At 58.4% G+C, this 18,577-nt stretch carries 12 protein-coding genes; 3 read left to right on the forward strand and 9 right to left on the reverse strand.

The window, feature by feature from the left end:
* Nucleotides 1–103 precede the first annotated feature (103 nt).
* Nucleotides 104–1,003 (forward strand): homocysteine S-methyltransferase family protein, encoded by a 900-nt coding sequence (locus tag KRR23_RS11195; RefSeq protein WP_216742545.1) that lies wholly within the window; start codon nucleotides 104–106, stop codon nucleotides 1,001–1,003.
* 114 nt (nucleotides 1,004–1,117) lie between these two features.
* On the opposite strand, the gene KRR23_RS11200 is transcribed toward KRR23_RS11195, so the two are convergent.
* Genes KRR23_RS11200 through KRR23_RS11210 form a run of 3 tightly spaced genes read right to left on the reverse strand, consistent with a single transcriptional unit; the run spans nucleotide 1,118 to nucleotide 2,885 of the window.
* A complete protein-coding gene (locus tag KRR23_RS11200) occupies nucleotides 1,118–1,789 on the reverse strand; it encodes a GNAT family N-acetyltransferase (protein ID WP_216742546.1) in 672 nt (223 codons plus the stop codon).
* Nucleotides 1,790–1,806: 17 nt separating this feature from the next.
* Complete coding sequence (locus KRR23_RS11205) at nucleotides 1,807–2,253, reverse strand: GNAT family N-acetyltransferase (protein WP_216742547.1); 447 nt, start codon at nucleotides 2,251–2,253, stop codon at nucleotides 1,807–1,809.
* Nucleotides 2,254–2,255: 2 nt separating this feature from the next.
* Nucleotides 2,256–2,885 (reverse strand): FMN-binding negative transcriptional regulator, encoded by a 630-nt coding sequence (locus KRR23_RS11210; protein WP_216742548.1) that lies wholly within the window; start codon nucleotides 2,883–2,885, stop codon nucleotides 2,256–2,258.
* Between the two features lie 104 nt (nucleotides 2,886–2,989).
* Here KRR23_RS11210 and KRR23_RS11215 point away from each other — a divergent pair, with 104 nt between their 5' ends.
* Nucleotides 2,990–4,534, forward strand: coding sequence for a PLP-dependent aminotransferase family protein (locus KRR23_RS11215; protein ID WP_216742549.1), 1,545 nt, complete (start codon nucleotides 2,990–2,992; stop codon nucleotides 4,532–4,534).
* A gap of 41 nt (nucleotides 4,535–4,575) precedes the next feature.
* On the opposite strand, the gene KRR23_RS11220 is transcribed toward KRR23_RS11215, so the two are convergent.
* From KRR23_RS11220 to purM, 6 genes are all read right to left on the reverse strand, one after another.
* Entirely contained in the window at nucleotides 4,576–9,114 is a 4,539-nt protein-coding gene (locus KRR23_RS11220) for a DUF6543 domain-containing protein (RefSeq protein ID WP_216742550.1), read from the reverse strand.
* Nucleotides 9,115–9,271: 157 nt separating this feature from the next.
* Nucleotides 9,272–13,897: a DUF6543 domain-containing protein gene (locus tag KRR23_RS11225; RefSeq protein ID WP_216742551.1), complete on the reverse strand. Its 4,626-nt coding sequence runs from the start codon at nucleotides 13,895–13,897 to the stop codon at nucleotides 9,272–9,274.
* A 346-nt stretch (nucleotides 13,898–14,243) separates the two neighbouring features.
* On the reverse strand, nucleotides 14,244–14,432 hold the full coding sequence (locus KRR23_RS11230; protein ID WP_216742552.1) for a hypothetical protein: 189 nt from the start codon (nucleotides 14,430–14,432) through the stop codon (nucleotides 14,244–14,246).
* 267 nt (nucleotides 14,433–14,699) lie between these two features.
* Entirely contained in the window at nucleotides 14,700–15,413 is a 714-nt protein-coding gene (locus tag KRR23_RS11235) for a DUF3108 domain-containing protein (protein WP_216742553.1), read from the reverse strand.
* Nucleotides 15,414–15,421: 8 nt separating this feature from the next.
* On the reverse strand, nucleotides 15,422–16,072 hold the full coding sequence (gene purN / locus KRR23_RS11240) for a phosphoribosylglycinamide formyltransferase (protein WP_216742696.1): 651 nt from the start codon (nucleotides 16,070–16,072) through the stop codon (nucleotides 15,422–15,424).
* Between the two features lie 11 nt (nucleotides 16,073–16,083).
* On the reverse strand, nucleotides 16,084–17,142 hold the full coding sequence (gene purM, locus KRR23_RS11245) for a phosphoribosylformylglycinamidine cyclo-ligase (protein WP_216742554.1): 1,059 nt from the start codon (nucleotides 17,140–17,142) through the stop codon (nucleotides 16,084–16,086).
* Between the two features lie 385 nt (nucleotides 17,143–17,527).
* On the opposite strand from purM, the gene KRR23_RS11250 reads away from it, so the two are divergent.
* Complete coding sequence (locus KRR23_RS11250; protein WP_216742555.1) at nucleotides 17,528–18,577, forward strand: DUF2066 domain-containing protein; 1,050 nt, start codon at nucleotides 17,528–17,530, stop codon at nucleotides 18,575–18,577.

The raw sequence follows: 18,577 nt of genomic DNA on the forward strand, positions 1-18,577 counted from the left end.
TGACTAAAAAAGAAGTTGTTATTAACGGAATGGTGCGTATTTAATAGTTATAAGGACGACTCTGGTAGTGAGTTATTTTCATAAGCATATGAGAAAAAAACATATGGACGCAGGCAGCACGGTAATTCTGGATGGCGGTATGGGTCGCGAACTGCAACGCCGAGGCGCGCCGTTCAGGCAGCCCGAGTGGTCCGCGCTGGCCTTGAGCGAAGCGCCGCAAGCGATTGAGGCCGTCCATACGGCTTATATCGAAAGCGGTGCAAACGTGATCACCAGCAACAGCTACGCGGTGGTGCCGTTTCATATTGGTGAAGAACGTTTTGCAGCTGAAGGTCAGGCGCTCGCCGCATTGGCGGGGGAGCTGGCACGGCGTGCAGCCGACGCGGCTAAACAGCCCGTGCGTGTGGCGGGTTCATTGCCGCCGCTGTTCGGCTCATATCGTCCGGACCTTTTTGATGCTGCCCGGGTGACTGAGTTGCTGACGCCATTGGTCACGGGGCTGGCACCTCATGTCGACCTGTGGCTGGCCGAAACCCAGAGTTCGATTGTCGAGGCGCGGGCTATTCATGCCGGTTTGCCAAAGGACGGCAAGCCGTTCTGGTTGTCGTTTACCCTGAAGGATGAAGACACGGACGAAGTGCCGCGTTTGCGTTCGGGCGAACCCGTGGCCGATGCCGCTGCGGTGGCTGCAGAGCTGGGTGTCGAGACGTTGCTGTTCAACTGCAGCCAGCCGGAAGTAATCGGTGCGGCGATTGATGCTGCGCGGGAAACCTTCGAGCGTTTGGGTGTGAAGACTCACATCGGCGCGTACGCCAACGCCTTCCCGCCACAACCGAAAGAGGCCACGGCCAATGATGGTCTGGACCCGTTGCGCGAAGACCTCGATCCGCCCGGTTACCTGCATTGGGCAGCCGATTGGCAGAAGCGCGGCGCGAGCCATCTCGGTGGTTGCTGCGGGATTGGCCCGGAGCATATAGCGGTGTTGGCGCAGAAGTTGGCCTAAAGATCGTTCCCACGCTCCCGCGTGGGAATGCCTCACTGGACGCTCTGCGTCCGCTCTTGAATGTGACGCGGAGCGTCACGGGCTGCATTCCCACGCAGAGCGTGGGAACGATCTTTAGGCGCGGCACTCAGCCAGTGTTTTCAACTGCCCTGAGTCCGTCTGATTCTCATCAGACAGCCACTTCTCAAACCCCGCCCCGATCGCCGGCCATTCCGAATCCAGAATCGAATACCACGCGGTGTCGCGGTTCTGGCCCTTGACCACCATGTGCTGGCGAAACACGCCTTCGAAGCTGAAGCCCAGGCGTTCGGCGGCGTATTTGGAGCGGGCGTTGCCGTTGTTGCACTTCCACTCCAGGCGACGGTAGCCCAGGGCGAACGATTCTTTGGCCAGCAGGTACACCGCTTCGGTGCTTTTTGGTGAGCGCTGCATCGCTGCGCCAAAGGTGACGTGGCCGATTTCGATGCGGCCGTGGGCCGGGACGATCGACATCAGGCTGAGCATGCCCTGCACATCGCCGCTGGTGCGGTCGACGATGCAGAAGAAATACGGGTCGCTGTTGGCGGCGTGATTGTTCAGCCAATCGTTGAACGCGCTACGTTCCGGAAACGGGCCGTAAGGCAAGTAATCCCACAACTTCGGGTCGGCGCCCGGGCCTTGCAGGGCTTTGAACAAGCCGTCGGCGTGGCGCGCCGGGTCGAGTTTTTCCAGGCGAATGAAGCGTCCTTCGATCAGTTGAACCGAGGGCGCTGGAACACCTTTCCAGTCAGCGAGTGAAGTCGACATGTTGCTCTCCTTGAACCTTAAAGGCCTTTGCGAAACTGGATGTAACCAGGACGCTCGGCAATGCGCTCGTAGAGCTGGATCGCGGTGGCGTTGGTTTCGTGGGTCAGCCAATGAACCTTGCAGCAACCGTCGGCCTTTGCCGTGGCATAGACGAATTCGATCAGCAATCGACCGATACCAGTACCACGCTGCTCAGGGGCCACCAGCAGGTCTTGCAGGTAGCAGGCGTTTTCGATGCTCCAGTTCGAGCGCTGGTAAATGAAGTGCACCAGACCCACTGCCTTGCCATCGAGCCAGGCAAGGGCGCCGTTGGTGGGTTCGTTCGGGTCGAGCAAGCGTTGCCATGTACTCTGATAAACAGCGTTGGGCAATTCGGTGTCGTAGAAGCGCAAGTAGGCTTGCCACAACGGTTGCCAGGCGGCGTGGTCATTGGCGGTAACGCGGCGAATTTCAATTTGGCTCATGATCATTCCTTTGGCATCAAATGGGCGAGGGCCTGGTCGTGCGGGTTGGCGCTGGCGATCAGCCCTTCGCGCACGCCGGCGATGTCTGCGGTACTGCGGTTCTGGCTGAGCTTGCGCTTGCCTTCCAGACGCTGGATCGGCAGGGCGAAGCCGACGATGGCCTTGAGCATACCGTCAATGTAATGGGCCGGCGCATCATCGACTTTCCACGGCTGGGTGCGGTCGCGTTCATGGCGATCGGTCAGGGCGCTGACCAGATTGCGCAGGCGATGAGCATCGCTGAACACTTCGGCGTTGCCATAGGCGTGTACCGCCACGTAGCTCCAGGTCGGCACGACTTTGCCGTGGTCAGCTTTGCTGGGGTAGAACGACGGGCTGACGTAAGCATCGGCCCCGGCAAAAATCACCAGCGCCTTGGCCCCGGCTTCCAGCTCCTGCCATTGTGGATTGGCTCGGGCAAGGTGGCCATAGAGGGTGCCATTAGGGCCTTGTTCCGGGCTTAGCAGCAGCGGCACATGGCTGGCCTGCAAACCTTGCTCGCCGTGGGTGACCAGGATGGCCAGACGTGTGTCGAGGATCTGCTGATGCAGTGCGGGAAGGTCTTCAATGGCAAATGCGCTGGGGGTATACATGGAAATTTTCCTTGGCGAATGCCTTTATCCTAGGCAGGCTATTGGTCTGTTGTAAGAGCCATTAACAGCCAATTTTGTAGGTCCATTACCGGGGCTCCATTGCCATGAACAACCCGCCGCTGTCCCTGTCGTTCAACCCGGCGGGTATCGAACTCGATCGCCGTCAGGGTTTGAGTCGCCAGCTCTATCAGGCATTACGCCTGCGTGTGCTCGACGGTCGGCTGGTGAGTGGCACGCGCTTGCCCGCCAGCCGTGATCTGGCTGCTGCATTGTCGATTTCGCGCAATAGCGTGGTCCGTGCGTACGATCAACTCTATGCCGAAGGTTTCATCGAGGGGCGGGTGGGTGATGGCACCTACGTGGCGCAATTGCCGCAAACCGCGTTGCCCGCGAGAAAATTATCCACAAAAGTATCCACAGAGTTATCAACAGGCTTACCCACAGGTTTATCCACAAAAATGCTGGATTTACCTGTGATTACATCCAGTAAAGTTATCCACAGCGGTGCTTTGGAGCGGATCGAGAAGCATCATTTGACCAGGCCCACGGGTGGTCCGCCGAGGGCTTTTCGGGTCGGTGTACCGGCCTTTGACCTGTTCCCGTTCGAGGTCTGGGCCAAGCTGAGTGCGGCTTTCTGGCGCAAGCCGGATTTACAGCAGCTGTGTTACGGCGCGCCCGAAGGTGACGAACGCTTGCGCGGATTGATCGCGGCCTATCTGCGCAGCGCGCGCGGCATGCAGTGCAGTGCTGAGCAAATTGTGATCACCAGTGGCGCACAGCAGGGGATTAGCCTTTGTGCACAGCTGCTGGTGGAGCCCGGCGATGGGGTGGCTGTGGAAAACCCTGGCTATCGCGCGGCTGGGCATGCCTTCGCCGTAGCCGGGGCGCGGCTGCATGGGGTCTCGGTGGACAACGACGGCATCAATTGCGCCGAGCTCGCGGGTTTGAGCGACTGCCGATTGGCCTATGTCACGCCGTCTCATCAGTACCCGACGGGCGTGATCATGAGCCTGGCGCGGCGTCTGGAATTGCTCGCCTGGGCTGAACGCACTGACGGCTGGATCATCGAGGACGACTACGATGGCGAGTACCGCTACAGCGGCGCCCCACTGGCGCCCTTGGCGGCGCTGGATCGGCAGGGCCGGGTGCTTTACGTCGGCACGTTCGGCAAGGTCGCGTTTCCGGCATTGCGCCTGGGGTATCTGGTGTTGCCGATGGGCCTGGTAGAGGCGTTTGCCCAGCGTCGTGCGGTGGATGTGCGCCATTCCGAGGTAAGCACTCAGGCAGTGATGGCGGAATTCATGGCCACCGGGCACTTTCAGCGGCATATCCGCCGTATGCGGCGCGCGGCCTTGAGTCGTCGCAACACGCTGTTGGCCGGATGGCCTGTGGATATCCCTGGGGTTGGCAGCCTGCCAAGTGTCGCGGCGGGTCTGCACTTGACGGTGGCGGTCGACTCTCAGGCCCGTGAACGTGAATTGATCGACGCCGCGGCGAGTGTCGATGTCGAGATCAGTGGCCTGAGCCGCTATTGGCTGCCGGAGTCATGCACCCCGCCAGACCAGCGCGCCGGGCTGGTGCTGGGTTTCGCGGCGGTGCCCGAGGAGGCGATCAAGGCAGCGCTCGGGCGGTTGAAAAAGGTCTGGTGATGCTGGGGCCGGAGGATGGAGTCGCGATCAGCGTCCGTCCTTCATGGCGTTGCCTGGGGTTCCAGATCCAGAAACAGTTTACGCAGGCTCGGGTCGACTATTTTCCGTAGCACACCATCAATGGGTTCGACGGTGGTCAACAGTCGCCGCTGTTCAGGGGTGAGCGTCTCCAGGTATGTGTCCGTGACTTTCAGGTGAGCAGTAGCGGGCGTGTCTGCTGGACTCCTGAGGGTTTCGTAGTGGAAATGCGCCACCCACAACGCCTGATCATTGTTCGCCTTATCCAGAATCCGGTACTCCTGAAAGTAGTCCCCGAGCTGTTTGGTCTGGATTCGGCCTTGTTCGTTTCGGGTGATTCGAACCTGCTCGTTTTCGTGCATCCATTTGAAGCTGCTTTGCGTGGGTTTGCGCTCTTTGTACAGGCTCGCTCGGGTGCTGATGCCCGCTTCTCTTACCTTGATTGCCGCCTGACGCAGTTCCAGGCTAAGGGTGGCCACTGGCGGAGGGGTGCCTTCGGCGTTTTTGCTCCTGATCATGGCCAGATCAACGCTCGTGGCGCTTTGTTCCAGTTTGAGTGCGTACTGATCGAACAGATCCTGCATGTCGGCGGGGATGCGTCGCGGTCGCAACGCGTCTTTGCGGGTGCGCTTGATAAATGGCTGAACATCCAGGCTCTGCTCAAGACCGGCCTCAATGATGTCGGTATCGCTCAGCACCGTAGTTGGCTGCAAGCTGATACCCGGCATGACTGCCTTGAGTGGAGCTTCCTTGGCTTTGGTGACTTCGCTGTTACCGGGATCGCGAGGGCGGGTCTTGCTAACTTTTACCGGCAGGCGTGATGGGCCGGGACGTGCGGGTTCTGTTGAGCCCTGCGTTATCAACACTTCACTTTCGGGCAGCAACGTATGCAGTTGGGTGTGTGCCAGTTGTGAAAACTCTTCGATCAGTTTTCGCAGATGATCGAGTTGAGGCTGTTTGAACAGGCCGGGGTAGGTGTCTGGTAACTCCTGGATTCTTTGATCGGTGTCGGCAAAGGTATCGACAAGTCCGCCGAAGTCTTCAATACGTTTTTGTGGGTCAGCGTTACCGCCTGCAATGTTCATCAGGTCCGCAACCTGATGAGCGGCCTCGGCGGCGCTCACGATAATGCTGCCGACGGCGTTACGGGCCTGGGACATTGTCGGGCTGGCCTGCTCTTGCATACACAGCTCTTGCGCCATGCCTATCTCGTTTGCCTTGAGTTCCAGTGCCGAGAATGAAGGCAGCAGCTTGCTGATTTTTATGGCTTCAGCTATGCCCGGCCTTCCCGCCGCATGCATTCCTTGAAGTGCCGTTTGTGAGAGTTCAAGTTTCTCGACCATTGCGTGGCTCAGGTCTGTCGCCCGCCGGATGTTGTCAATGTAGGTTTGCCGTGTGATCGCTGTGTCCGGCTGGGGGGCTTGAGTAAATGCGCTGGTGGCTTGGATATACTGGTGTTTTTTTGCGGTAAACCAGAGCGAAAGATGCTTCTGCAACTCAGTGCTCAGGCGTAGCAAGTCGTAGGTATAGCCTGTTGTTCCGCCGAGCGTGCGCCACTCTCGCAGTTGCTCGAGTGCTTGCTCATAACTATTGATCAAGACTTCCAGTTTTTCCGCGTACACCCCGAGCATTCGGTCGTAGGCATCGCCGTTAGTTGTCAACATGTCTGTTTGCGCTCTTGCCAGCTCCCTTGCCTTCGCAGGTTCCTGGGTCTTGAATGAGTCCAGTGCGTTTTCCAGTTCATGTTTACGCAGCTCCTTGGCCGCTTTCAGGCTTTTGAGGCGATTTTTCGGGCCGCCGCCGCGCAGACGCAGTCGGGTGTCCACGAACCATTGACCTTGCTGGTTATGGACTAGCAGAGGGCCGGTTCGCGTGACGTCTTTGGGATCGATGAGAATGACCTGAGCGTCGGCGTCCAGCATGACGTTGAACCAGCGTTCGCCGACCTGTGCATAGGTCTTGTCGTTGAGCTGGTAGAGGTGGGGAGGTGCTTCATTGACCGTGTCCATTTCTGTGTCGGCAAGGTTTGGCGCAGAGACTTTGAGGGTGTCCAGGTAGGTGCCCAGCGTCGAAATTGTGCGGCGCGGCACGGATCCCGCGACCTCCACCGAGGAGCGATGGTTCTGTGGCAGTTCAGCGACAAGCGGGGTGGGGTCCAATGTAATGGTGATCGGTGCGGTGGGTGGTTTTATCTGCTCCTCTACCGGCAGGTGTGCAGGTTGCAGTTTGCCCGATGCCGTTTTGCGCCGCATCACGGCGTGATGGCTGAGGATGATCCCGAGTGCCAGCAGAATATCCGCCACGGAAGTCCATTCGATGAAGCTGTCACCCTGATCTCGGGCATCGAGTGCCTGCTGGATTTCGTTGATGGTCTGCCAGACCCAGACAGCGGTTCCGACAGCACCACTGAGGAAGTTTGAGGTGACGCTGAACAGCGCCCAGCTGCTGTCTTTCAACAAGCGCCAGCGCCGTTCGGCATTTGATTGCGACTGACGGTCAGCCAAATCGACGATCGTCCGTGCGTTGTTTTTGAACAGTGTCGAAAGAATGTTGCCGGTTATCTCCTCGTATTTGAAAACCACGTGTCCGAACCTGTCCACCCTCAGCAATGGATCGACAACCTGTTCGGCCACCAACCAGGGGGACGGCAGACCTGCAGGGAAAACATATTGAGCGTATTCAAAGCTCAGTGCCTTGTCGGGTAGCCATGCCAGCACCGAATCTCGGAGTTCACCGGGTTGGTGCAAGGCATACAGCAAATTTTGCCGGGAGGGGAACTGCATCAGTGGCGGGTCCAGCATCGGACGATAAAGCAGGCAAGAGCCGCTCTCGGCGCTTCGAGGGCTGATGATGTACATGTTGGCAACCGTGTCGCTGGTGCTGATCAAGCGATGTTGCGGGGTCATCGAGAGGGGGTAGATAGCGATCGGTTGTGCCGTCTCCGTGTCGGGGTTGAGCAGCTCACGGATGTATCGGTAGCCGTGCTCATCAATGCCCGCTTCTTGCTTAACCTTGCTTTCCAGTGCCATGAGCGGCAATAGCAAGCGCAGCTGGTCGCTATAGAGTTTTTCCTGGCGTCGGGACTCAACAGGGTCATCGATCAGTTTGCGCTTGATCTGTTTGGGATAGACCTCGCCGACATTGACGCGAGCCGCCACGGTCGTGAGGAACTCGGGCGTCAGCCAATCCGGAACCTGCTCGGCATTTTTGAAGAAGAGGCTCGCCAGGTAAGGCGCCTCATTCTCCAGGGCGAAGTCGGCGAGTGTTTCGATGTGCTGGTTGCGGGGATCGGGAAGCGTGAAATCACTGGCGGTGAAACTGTTGGTGATCTTGATCCGCAATTCATCCAGCGCCAGGTCCGCAGCACCGACGGCGTGGGGATCGGCAATGATTGCTTCGCGCATTCGGTATTGAGCGTATTGCGTGATGGAGGGAATCTGGTCTTTGACGGTCTTGTAGTCGGGCTGACGATACAATTTCCCCAGCGCCGTGACATATCGGCTGTAGTCTTGTATGTCGCTGCCTGATGCGTTGCGCAGCCAGTCGGGAATTGCCGCAGCCAGTTGCTGGATCCGCAAGTGTTCCGTGCTGCCGGGCTCGACATAGGGCTCAAGCACATCGCTTGTTGGCGCCTCGAGGAGCCTGAGTGAATCGATGGCATCGAGCTGCGTCGACACCAACGCCCAGGCCATGTGATCGAAGACATTGCCATCGGGTTCGTAAAGCCGCCATTTCAGGGCGCGCCCTGCCAGTTGCTCTTCCAGGCGAGCGGGAAGCGAGTCACCCAGTTGTTCCATCGAGTCGAATGACTCGTAAGCGTGTTCGATGGTGTACATCACAATCAATTCGCGCTTGCGGTACGTTGCCTTGAGAACCAGTACGCCACCGATGAGGAGGTGGCTGTCAACCTCGTTTTCGACAGTGTCTATGTCGATCAGGCACGCCTGGATCGCTGAAAAGTCGCTGTTCACTGTTTTACGTGTGGCTTTGTCGGGAGCCATGGAAATTTCCCGCGCCATGGCACATTCATCAGCATCCCAACCTTTGACCTGTCGTACGTTCAGCGCCTTGCGCAGTGAGTCGGAGAGTTCCTGCCAGCGCGCGATCTTATGTCCCTTCTGGTTCCAGAACTCCAGCTGTCGTGCCTGGAATTCGACGAAGAACAACGGTGCATAGTCATTGAGCGCACCAGCGATTTCCTCGATGTTGACGGCGAGATGAATCGGGTTTTTGGCGCTCGGCTCAAGGGTGAGAAAGTGCTCTCCCTCGATGTAGTTGACCGTTGCCGCGTTAAAGCTCTGGCGGATCAACGCATGCGTCAGTGATTCGAATCGAGTTGGGCCAGCCTCGATCTGGCCGTCTACCAGAAGCCATTGTGGTGTTGCGATCATCGCGTGGTCGGGGTCGATGTTCAGGTCTGGGTAGAGTTCTTTCAGCATCTGATTCAGCAGGTGCGAGGCAACCTGATTCAGCGTTGGGCCGTGACTGGTCTGGTTGACCAGATCGCTTTTCTCTACAAGGGGGGTCGAGTTGTCTTGGGGAGGGGGAATATTGCTGGTCATGGTCGTTACCTGAGGGCGGTGGTTGAGGATGAGAGAGGTGTCTACTCTTGTTGCACCGAAAGTAGCGGGAAGCTGAGAGCCCCTGGCGGTAACTAAATATGCGTGCAAAAAAAGACCCGCATCAGCGCGGGTCTCGGATTCCAGTCGGGCGTATGGCTCACGACACTGAGGCAGAGGGGGGTGTCTGCGTGAAGAACAACTCTTTGGCCTGTTGCGGGCTGATCTCACTGCGATAGACCGCAATCAGCTCGTGATTGCTGGTTGTCGCACGCGAGTCGAAGCGCCCCTTCAATAATCGTTGGTCACGGGTTTTCAGGTGAGCCGCCGTAAACGAATCGGCAGGGCCCGTCAGCCCGGCGTAATGGAAGTGCGCGTACCACAGCGGTTTCCGGGTTTTTCGGTCAAGAATTTCGTATTCCTGAAGGTAATCCTTCCCAGGGCCTTTGAGTCGTTTGCGTTCGCCGTTGCGGACGATGTCGACAGCGTTTTTGCTCCGTAACCACTCGATGCGTGCGGCAGTGGGAGGTTGCAGTTTGATCATTTCCAGCCGGGTCATATGACCCTCCGAGTAAAGCCGCGCGACCGCTTCGGTGAGCTGTTTTTTCAGGGTTTTGGCTGAATCTGATTGAGTGTTCGTGGTGTTGCCGGTACTCAAGGCCTCTTCAATACCGTCGGCTGCGCGCTTCAGCTTCCGGGCTTGCTGTTGGAACATGTCCTCTATTTCCACCGGAATCCGGTTCGGGTGCTTTGCGTGTGCTCTGGTTCGTTGGATGAAGGCTTCCAGACCATCGAATAGCGCTTGTCCGAGCGTTATCCGGGCACCCAGATCCGGCTTCGGATCGGTTGCTGGCGCGGGTTTTCCGGTCTCTCGTTCAAGCCAGACGCCGGGTGTTTTCTCATGAAAGGTAGCAATGACTTTGCCTGTCATCGGCTCGGTGACGTCGACCAGAACCTCATCGACCGGCGTGTCCTTGCGGACTTCACCGACGACTATGCCCTTGTAACGGGTCTTGATGATTTTTTTGCGCGGCGGTGCGGCGACTGGTGAGGGACCCGGCTTGGGCTCCAGGGCCTCTCGCTCGCGCAGCAACTGCACCAGGTAGTTGACCGTCGCCTGATCGAACTCATTGGTTCGCTTGCGCAGACGGTCAAACTGCTGCTGAGCAAGCTGCTCGGGGTAGTCGGTTGCGAAGTCTTCAAGGCGCTGGTCGATGGCTGCGAACTGACTCACCAGGGTATTGAGGGTCTCGATGCGTTCACCAAGGTTGAGTTCGTTATCCTCAAGGGTCACATCCCGGGATGCCTGAATGGTCAGATCGGCATCCTCACCGATACTGTCCATGGCAATCCTGGCCTCGGTCATGAGGGGGGTATTGCTGTCTTTCAAGCACAGCTCCTTGGCCAGGGTGACCTGGAATGCTTTCAGATCCTGCACGTCAAAGGTGGGTAATTTCTGCTTGTACTCTTGGGTCAGCTCGGTGGCATTCTTTCCGAGCACGCTCAGTTCCTGGAAGCGCGATTGAGCGAATTCGATCTTGTTGATGAGCTCTTCGGTCAGATCCGTCATTTTCTGCAGCGTGCCGCGATCCAGCTCTTTTCCTCCTGTCTCCGCTTGTTCAAGAAGCTCGAAAGTACGTCGTAGCGTCTGGTTATAGGTGGTTTGCTGTTGATCGATCCGGGTTTGATTGAAGAACAGCTGAGTACCCAGCAGTTCGACCATGGCGGTACGGTAATTGGGCACCGTATCGAGCCTGTTCAGGGTTTTCAGCCGGTCGAGCGCAACGTCATAGTCCTTCAGGCGTGTGTCCAGTTTGTCGAGAAACAGCTGGCGCCTGGCTTCAGCGGATGTGCCGGGTGCATTGTTCAGGGCGGTATGGGCGCTCGTCAGCTCGGCGCGTTTGCTGTCCATCTCCAGGTCGAATGCAGCCAGTTGTGTGCGAAGTTCGGCGATGCGTGCTTTGTTCTCGCGCTGCATCTGTTCCCTGCGACTTTTCAAGCCGCCGCCACGCAGTCGTAGCCGGGTATCGATGAACCATTCACCGGCGGTGTTGCTGATCAACAACGGGCCTGTACGTACAGGCGATTGTCGGGAGTCAGTGATCAGCACATCGTCGTTATCGTTTACGGTGACCTCAAACCATCGTTCGCTCACCTTGGCGTACCATTTTTGCCCTAGGGGCGAGAGGTGTTGGTGCGGACCTTGCTCGATCGCGGGTTGGCCAAGGCCTTTGGGTTTTGGAATCTTGAAGCTATCGAGCAGGTGTCCCAGGCTCAAGCGAGAACGGATCAGTGCAGTATCTGAGTGCAGCGATGTTTCGTGTAAGGCAGGCAGGGTGTCAGTGGCGACATCGGGTTTGCGGGTCACGCTGACTTTGTCTGGAAGCGCTGTCTCTCGTGGCGCGCTGCTATGGGGTGTTGTGGTTTTCTGTGCGGATTCGCGTGGTGCGGTTGCGTGACTGACGAGCACCATCGCGAGGGTCAGGAAAACGTCGGTCAAGGCGGCCCACTCGTGCTGGCCATCGGCATTTTCCCTGGCATCGGCTGCCTGTTGCAGGTCATCCATGATCTGCCAGATCCAGGCGGCCGTGCCCACCGTGCGTCCGAGGAAAGGCAAGGCGGCATTGAAGATCATCCAGGCACTTTGCTTGAGCGTGGCCCAACGATTTTCAGCGTTTGATACCGATTGCCGGTCCGCCAGAGTGATCAACGCGTTGGCATTGGCGTTGAAGAGCGTTGGCATCAGCTCGTCTTCGATCGCCCTTTCACCGAATGAAATCGGGCCTGTCATCGTCAGCGGCGTCAGTGGATCGACCAGCAATTGCGACAGGCTCCAGACCGAGGGCAGCTCACCAGGGAAAACGTAGCGGGCGTAGTTGGTGCGGGCGCTGTCAGGTAACCAGGCGAGCACAGACAGGCGTAATTCTTTCGAATGCTTGATCGCGTACAGCAGGTTCTCGGTAGAGGGGTACTGGATTAGCGCAGGAGCGAGCAATGGCCGGTAGAGCAAGACCGGTCCGGTGCCCTGAACCCTTGGGCCGATCACGAACATGTTATCGACCTCATCGGGCGTAGCGTCGGGCTCGAGACTCGGGAAGAAGGCCAGCGGGCGCATGACGATCTCATGCCCGTCCACTTGGCGGTTCTCGCTGGAAGACGCCATGACAGCGGCCACATATCGATAGCCCCGCTCATCGATGCCGGCCTCGCCGCGGATTTTGTTTTGCAGTGCCAACAGTGGCAGTTGCAGGCGCAAATGACGGGCGTAGAGGTTTTGTCTGCGCTGTGTGTCCAGGGTGGCGTCGATCAATGTGCGCTTGATGAGTGCGGGGTAGGTCTGGCCGATATTTACCTGACTCACCAGTCCTTCGAGGTAGGTTGGTGTCATCCATACCGGGACCGCATCAGCGTTTTTGCAATGCACGATCTTGTTGCCAAGAGGGATCGCAATCAGGTTCTCCAGTGCAAGTTCGGTGAGAGGAATTCTGGTGATATCGGTCTTGCCGGGAAGCACGAAGGTGCCCCAGACGACGGGGCTGGTGACGACGATTTCGATGTCTTCGAGTTTCAGCTTCGCTGCGTCGGGATGTTCTATGAGCATCTGACGCCGAATGGCCTGGAGGGCAAAGTCCTGGATCGATGGAATGCCATCCTGAAAGGATCTGCCTGCGTTTTCACCTTGCAGTTGTGCCAGGTCCAACAAGTATCGGCTGTAGGAGCTGAGATCCGCTGACGAGGCCTTCGCAAGCCAGGCGGGTAGCAAGTCGTGTATTCGGTTGAAGCGCGAATGCTCTTTGGCACTCACCCCATCGAAGTCGTTCGCGACACTGCTGACGTGATGTCCGGGTTTGGATGCAGGACGTGGAGTGGAGGGGTCTATAACGCCTATTGCGTCGCTTTGACTGGCAATTATGGTGCAAGCCAGGAGGTCGAAAAAGTTGCCGCTCGGCTCAAACAGCCGCCATTGCACGGCAGTTGCTGGCGTTTCGAGGTGGGCGAGCAATGACTGGCCCAGTTGCTCCAGGGTGTCGAACGACTGGAAGTCGTTGGCAATCGAATACGTGAGGATCAGTGTGCGCGTCCCGACAACACCGATCAGCACAGCAATATCAAGGAGGCGGATGTGTTTCGACGTTTCGCCGTCCTGAATATCCAGATCGATCAGATAGCTCCTGCTCAGGTATTTGTCGTGGGGTAGCCGTACCGCCAGGTCCGGGTAATTGAAGAGGTTGCGGGCCATTGCGCACTGATCGTCGTCCCAGCCTTTGACGTTGTCGACATTCCAGATCTTGTGCAGCGAGCGAGACAGTTCCTGCCAACGGGGCATTGCCGCGCTACCGGTCTGGTTCCAGAAGTCCAGTTGCTGTTCTTGATACGCCACGAACAGCAATGGCGCTAGCTCGTTGATCAGGCGTCCGATCGCATCGATTTTGACTGGGAGCTGGATCGGTGTGCCGCCGTTTGGTTGCCGCGAGAGGTAATGCTCGCCATCGATATAGGTCACGGCTGTTTTGTGCAGGCCATGTCTGGCCAGCGTACCTGTGAGTGATTCAACCCGACTGATGCCGGGCACCACTTCCCCCTCGATGATTTGCCATGTCGGCGTCACGACGAAGACGAGAGCGGGATTGATGTCCAGTTGAGGGTACAGCGCTTTGAGTGCCGGCCGCAGTGCGCTTGAGGCAACCTCGCGGATTGAGGGACCGGAGGACAGTTGCCTTAGTAAATCACTGAAGAGGGGGGCCGAGGCGCCGGATACCGGCCTGGTCGTTGAACTGTCGGGCATGGTCATTTCCTTATGACGTTTTGCTGGCGGTTGAGTACACCGCCGACTGGCTGAATCGCAAGGTAGAGAGCTGGCGATGGGGCCTGGTGGTATTTAGTTAGGGCAGTCAAAAAAAAGACCCGCACAGGTGCGCAATGCTGTTCACTTAAGCCGATGTTTCAGGCATATCCGCAGTTGTGGCGAGGGAGCTTGCTCCCGCTGGGGCGCGAAGCGGCCCTGAATTGGGCCTGCTACGCAGTCCAGCGGGAGCAAGCTCCCTCGCCACAGATACTTCTCAGGCCTCCAGACTTCCTTAAGTGAACAGCATTGCGCACATAGGCGGGGTTTGTTGTTTTCAATGCGGTCATTACACGGAACGGACGTCTCGTTGCTGTTCCAGATTTTCCAGTTCGGCCTTGTAGCTGTGGGCATCGCTCTCGGAGTGGAACATCCCCACCAGCATGTCTTGTTGATAGACGTCCCAGATCCGGATGCCGGCGGCTACGCCTTCGTGGGATTTATGTGAATCGTCGCGTTCAGTTACTTTTACAGTCATCTGCTGGCTCCAATCTCAATTGTTCTGCAGCAAGGCGTGTGCAGGCCTTTGTTATATATTTTGTTAGCTTGCTAAGTAAATGCTTGTGCGCGGTAATGATCTTTTGCAGAAATTGAAAAAATCCCGCAGCCCTTGCAGTCCGTGACATTCGGTCGCAGGGTGCCGGGTTTCATGACAGAAGTTTCATGTTTCCAACGGCTTGGACACAAAACGACAGACGAAAAAAAGCCCCGCAATCGCGAGGCTTCTTCATTTCGAGCTGCTTGCTTAGCTGCCTTTGACAGCCTTGCCGTCGACCGTACCGTCGAGGAGCATGATGTTGTACTCCTTGCCGTCGGTCTCGACCTGGCGCAGGGCTACCAGGATGTAGCCCCAGTCCTTGGCGAACCACATTTCGGTGATGCGCTTGTTCTGTGTCGGGTCGCGAACACGTTCGACCTTGATCGCATCGACCGAGCCCGCTTTGGTCTGGACTTTCTCTGAGCCAATCACGCGGAAGTCGTAGGTGTCGGTGTCTTCACCTTCGACCACTTGGTAGCTCATGCTTTTTTTGCCGGCGGCTACATCGCGCTGCAGGGCCAGTTGGTAGGTGGACTTGTCCAGCATGCCGGTGTTCAGCGGTACCTTGACCGGATCGCCGCGATCAGTGCCGGTGACCATCTTGGTGGTCCAGTCGAAGTCCAGATTGACCTTCTTGGCTTTGCCCAGGCCGCCGCGTTCGAAGCGATATGACTGGGGTAGCAAGGCGTCCTTGTCCAGCTTCAGGGTGCTTTCTTCGGTCAGGCTGGCGACCAGCATGGAGGCCTTGAAATTCAAGGTCCAGGAGCCGTTGTCATTTTTCGACAGGCTGCGTTCGGCCGAACCGCTCATCGGGAGCTGCTTCCAGTCGGCGGTGTAGCTGGCGGAGAACGGTTGAAGGTCTGCCGCCTGCGCAAGGGGCAGGGCGAGCAGAGCACAAGCGAAGAGCAGGGCGCGACGCATAAAATCTCCTAGTTTCGAATCAAGTGACCGCTGGTCGCGAGTAACTGACCATCCAGTAAAGCACCCTGTTCGCCAAGGCTCAGTCGGCCCTCGGCAAACCAGCGTACGGCCATCGGGTAAATCTGGTGTTCGCGGGCGTGAACCCGTTGCGCCAGACTTTGCGGCGAATCGTGCAACTCTACCGGTATTACTGCCTGTACGACCAGTGGTCCGCCATCGAGTTCCTCGGTGACGAAGTGCACGCTGCAGCCATGTTCGGTGTCGCCGGCTTCCAGCGCTCGCTGATGAGTGTGTAACCCTTTGTATTTGGGTAGCAGCGAAGGATGGATATTGAGCAGGCGACCCTGATAGTGACGGACGAAATCAGCGCTGAGAATACGCATGAATCCGGCCAGCACCACAAGCTTGGGTTGGAAGGCGTCGATCAATTCGATCAAGGCGGCATCGAAGGCCTCGCGACCTTCGAAAGCCTTGTGATCCAGGGAGCGGGTGTCGATGCCCGCGTCCCTGGCGCGCTGAAGACCATAGGCGTCAGCGCGGTTCGAGATCACCGCGCGAATGCGCACAGGGTTGTCCGCGTTCTGCACGTCGTCGATCAAGGCCTGCAAGTTACTGCCGGTGCCGGACAACAGCACCACGACATCACAGGTGGCGGACATCTGCTCTTGCATCAATGCGCCTTGAGGTTCTTCAGTTCAACCTGAGCCGCGCCTTCGGCAGCGGTGCCGATCTGACCGATGACCCAAGGCTGCTCGCCGGCTTCACGCAGTACGTTCAGCGCGGTTTCGACGTGCTCCTGAGCAACGCAGATCACCATGCCGACGCCACAGTTCAGCACGCGGTGCATTTCGGTTTCGTCGACGTTGCCTTTTTCTTGCAGCCAGTCGAACACCGCCGGACGGGTCCAGCTCGCTACGTCAACCACGGCTTGAGCGCCTTTTGGCAGAACGCGCGGGATGTTGTCGAGCAGGCCGCCACCGGTGATGTGGGCCATGGCCTTGACTGCGCCGGTGTCTTTGATCAGCTTGAGCAGCGGCTTGACGTAGATGCGGGTTGGCGCCATCAGCAGGTCGGTCAGCGGCTTGCCGTCGAGCTGGATGTTTTTGATGTCTGCACCGGACACTTCGATGATCTTGCGGATCAGCGAGTAGCCGTTGGAGTGCGGGCCGGAAGACGGCAGGGCGAGCAGGGCATCGCCAGCCGCGACTTTCGAACCGTCGATGATTTCCGACTTCTCGACCACGCCCACGCAGAAGCCGGCCAGGTCGTAGTCTTCGCCTTCGTACATGCCAGGCATTTCAGCGGTTTCGCCGCCCACCAGCGAGCAGCCGGACAGTTCGCAGCCAGCACCGATGCCGGTGACGACTTGAGCGGCGGTATCGACGTTCAGTTTGCCGGTGGCGTAGTAGTCGAGGAAGAACAACGGCTCGGCACCGCAGACCACCAGATCGTTGACGCACATGGCAACCAGGTCGATGCCGATGCTGTCGTGCTTGTTCAGGTTCAGAGCCAGGCGCAGCTTGGTGCCAACGCCGTCGGTGCCGGAAACCAGCACGGGCTGCTTGTAGCCAGCCGGGATTTCGCAGAGGGCGCCGAAACCGCCCAGGCCGCCCATGACTTCCGGGCGCGCAGTGCGCTTGGCGACGCTCTTGATGCGTTCGACCAATGCTTCACCGGCGTCGATGTCTACACCGGCGTCCTTGTAGCTCAGGGAGGGTTGCTTGCTCATGATCCAGGCCTTTAGGGGGGATTCAGGGGTAACGACCGAGTCCGGCGAGTGCGCTGAAATACGTCTGACGCGATTGCCGCGCAAGTATTTCAGAGTACCCAGCCGTTGCCGGTCTACGAAGGCGCGCGATTTTATCAGGCTTGAGGGGCAGCGGCCATCCTCGGGCCGACGGGCAGAGGCATATCGTGTTAAAAAAACCGAAAATGCCCGTGCTGGTGACCTCGCTCGTGGCTGTATAAGGTATAGCCGTTAACCGGCTATCGTTATGACAGAGTGAAAACTTCCATCGATTGCGTGAATGTTTTGCGCAGGCCGGCGGTCACAGCCTTGCTCAAGTCTGTTCATGCGGTCTGTTCCAGCCGCTTTTTGTCGTCGGGAATCCTCCATGCGTTTGTGTAAATTACTGTTTGTGGGCTGTTTGTCGTTGGTCAGCCTGGCGAGTCATGCCCAAACCGTTAACGGTCTCTATCAAGTGCGCGAGCCGGTCAGCAGTCAGACCCCGGAGGAGCGCGATCAGGCCACCCAGCGTGCGCTGGATACCCTGGTGCTGCGTCTGACCGGTGATGCCAAGGCAACACAGAGCCCGGGGCTGGCGGCGATTCGCAAGGACCCGCAGCAGATCATCAGCCGATATGGCTACGACGCCGGACCGCCGGAAAGCCTGCAAGTCGATTTCGATCCGGTCAGCACCGATCGGGCGCTGCGTCAGGCAGGCCTGGCCTTGTGGGGTGCCAATCGACCGTCGATTCTCGGCTGGTGGCTGAACGATTCGACCGAAGGCTCAAGCCTGGTGGGCGACGGTCAGGCCAGTGCCGCGCCGCTGCGGCGTGCTGCACAGCATCGGGGGCTGCCGTTGCGCCTGCCGCTGGGTGACCTGAACGAGCAGATCGTCGCCACCGCGCCGCATCTGGAAGGCAATGATCCGGCGCCGCTGCATGGCATCTCTGAACGTTACGGCGCGGACGCTCTGTTGGCCGTGCATGCGCGGGAAGAGGGTGGTCAGTGGCAGGCCAAGTGGCATTTATGGTTGGGTGACCAGCGCGAGCAAGGCAGCGTGCAAGGGCCCGACAGTGCGGCCGTGGCCGATGCGGTTTTGCTGGCGGTGAGTCAGCGTCTGGCGCCGCGTTTTGTTGCCAGGCCAGGAGCGTCCACCGAGCAGGTGCTTGAGGTGCAGGGCATGAACCTGGAGCGTTACGCGGCGCTGGGGCATTTGCTGGAGCCGTTTGGTGCGCGCCTGCAAAGTGTCGATGGCGACCGGATCGTGTATCGCGTCAACGGCAGTGCCGATCAGCTGCGAGCGCAGTTGAGTCTGGCGAAGTTGCAAGAAGTTCCGGCGGGCGTTGCGCCTGCACCGGTTCAGCCTGCGGTCATCGGTGTGGCACCTGCGGTCGCCCCGGCACCCGCGCCCAAAGCGCAGTTGAGTTTCCGTTGGTAG

Source organism: Pseudomonas sp. CVAP#3, assembly GCF_018986375.1.
In the GTDB taxonomy this organism is placed as follows: Bacteria; Pseudomonadota; Gammaproteobacteria; order Pseudomonadales; family Pseudomonadaceae; genus Aquipseudomonas; species Aquipseudomonas helvetica.

Excerpts from the sequence above, each read along its gene's own strand:
- KRR23_RS11225 (WP_216742551.1), bottom strand. The coding sequence starts at position 13,897 with ATGCCCGACAGTTCAACGACCAGGCCGGTATCCGGCGCCTCGGCCCCC.
- KRR23_RS11205 (WP_216742547.1), bottom strand. The coding sequence starts at position 2,253 with ATGAGCCAAATTGAAATTCGCCGCGTTACCGCCAATGACCACGCCGCC.
- KRR23_RS11220 (WP_216742550.1), bottom strand. The coding sequence starts at position 9,114 with ATGACCAGCAATATTCCCCCTCCCCAAGACAACTCGACCCCCCTTGTA.
- purM (WP_216742554.1), bottom strand. The coding sequence starts at position 17,142 with ATGAGCAAGCAACCCTCCCTGAGCTACAAGGACGCCGGTGTAGACATC.
- KRR23_RS11200 (WP_216742546.1), bottom strand. The coding sequence starts at position 1,789 with ATGTCGACTTCACTCGCTGACTGGAAAGGTGTTCCAGCGCCCTCGGTT.
- KRR23_RS11235 (WP_216742553.1), bottom strand. The coding sequence starts at position 15,413 with ATGCGTCGCGCCCTGCTCTTCGCTTGTGCTCTGCTCGCCCTGCCCCTT.
- purN (WP_216742696.1), bottom strand. The coding sequence starts at position 16,072 with ATGTCCGCCACCTGTGATGTCGTGGTGCTGTTGTCCGGCACCGGCAGT.
- KRR23_RS11250 (WP_216742555.1), top strand. The coding sequence starts at position 17,528 with ATGCGTTTGTGTAAATTACTGTTTGTGGGCTGTTTGTCGTTGGTCAGC.
- KRR23_RS11210 (WP_216742548.1), bottom strand. The coding sequence starts at position 2,885 with ATGTATACCCCCAGCGCATTTGCCATTGAAGACCTTCCCGCACTGCAT.
- KRR23_RS11230 (WP_216742552.1), bottom strand. The coding sequence starts at position 14,432 with ATGACTGTAAAAGTAACTGAACGCGACGATTCACATAAATCCCACGAA.
- KRR23_RS11195 (WP_216742545.1), top strand. The coding sequence starts at position 104 with ATGGACGCAGGCAGCACGGTAATTCTGGATGGCGGTATGGGTCGCGAA.
- KRR23_RS11215 (WP_216742549.1), top strand. The coding sequence starts at position 2,990 with ATGAACAACCCGCCGCTGTCCCTGTCGTTCAACCCGGCGGGTATCGAA.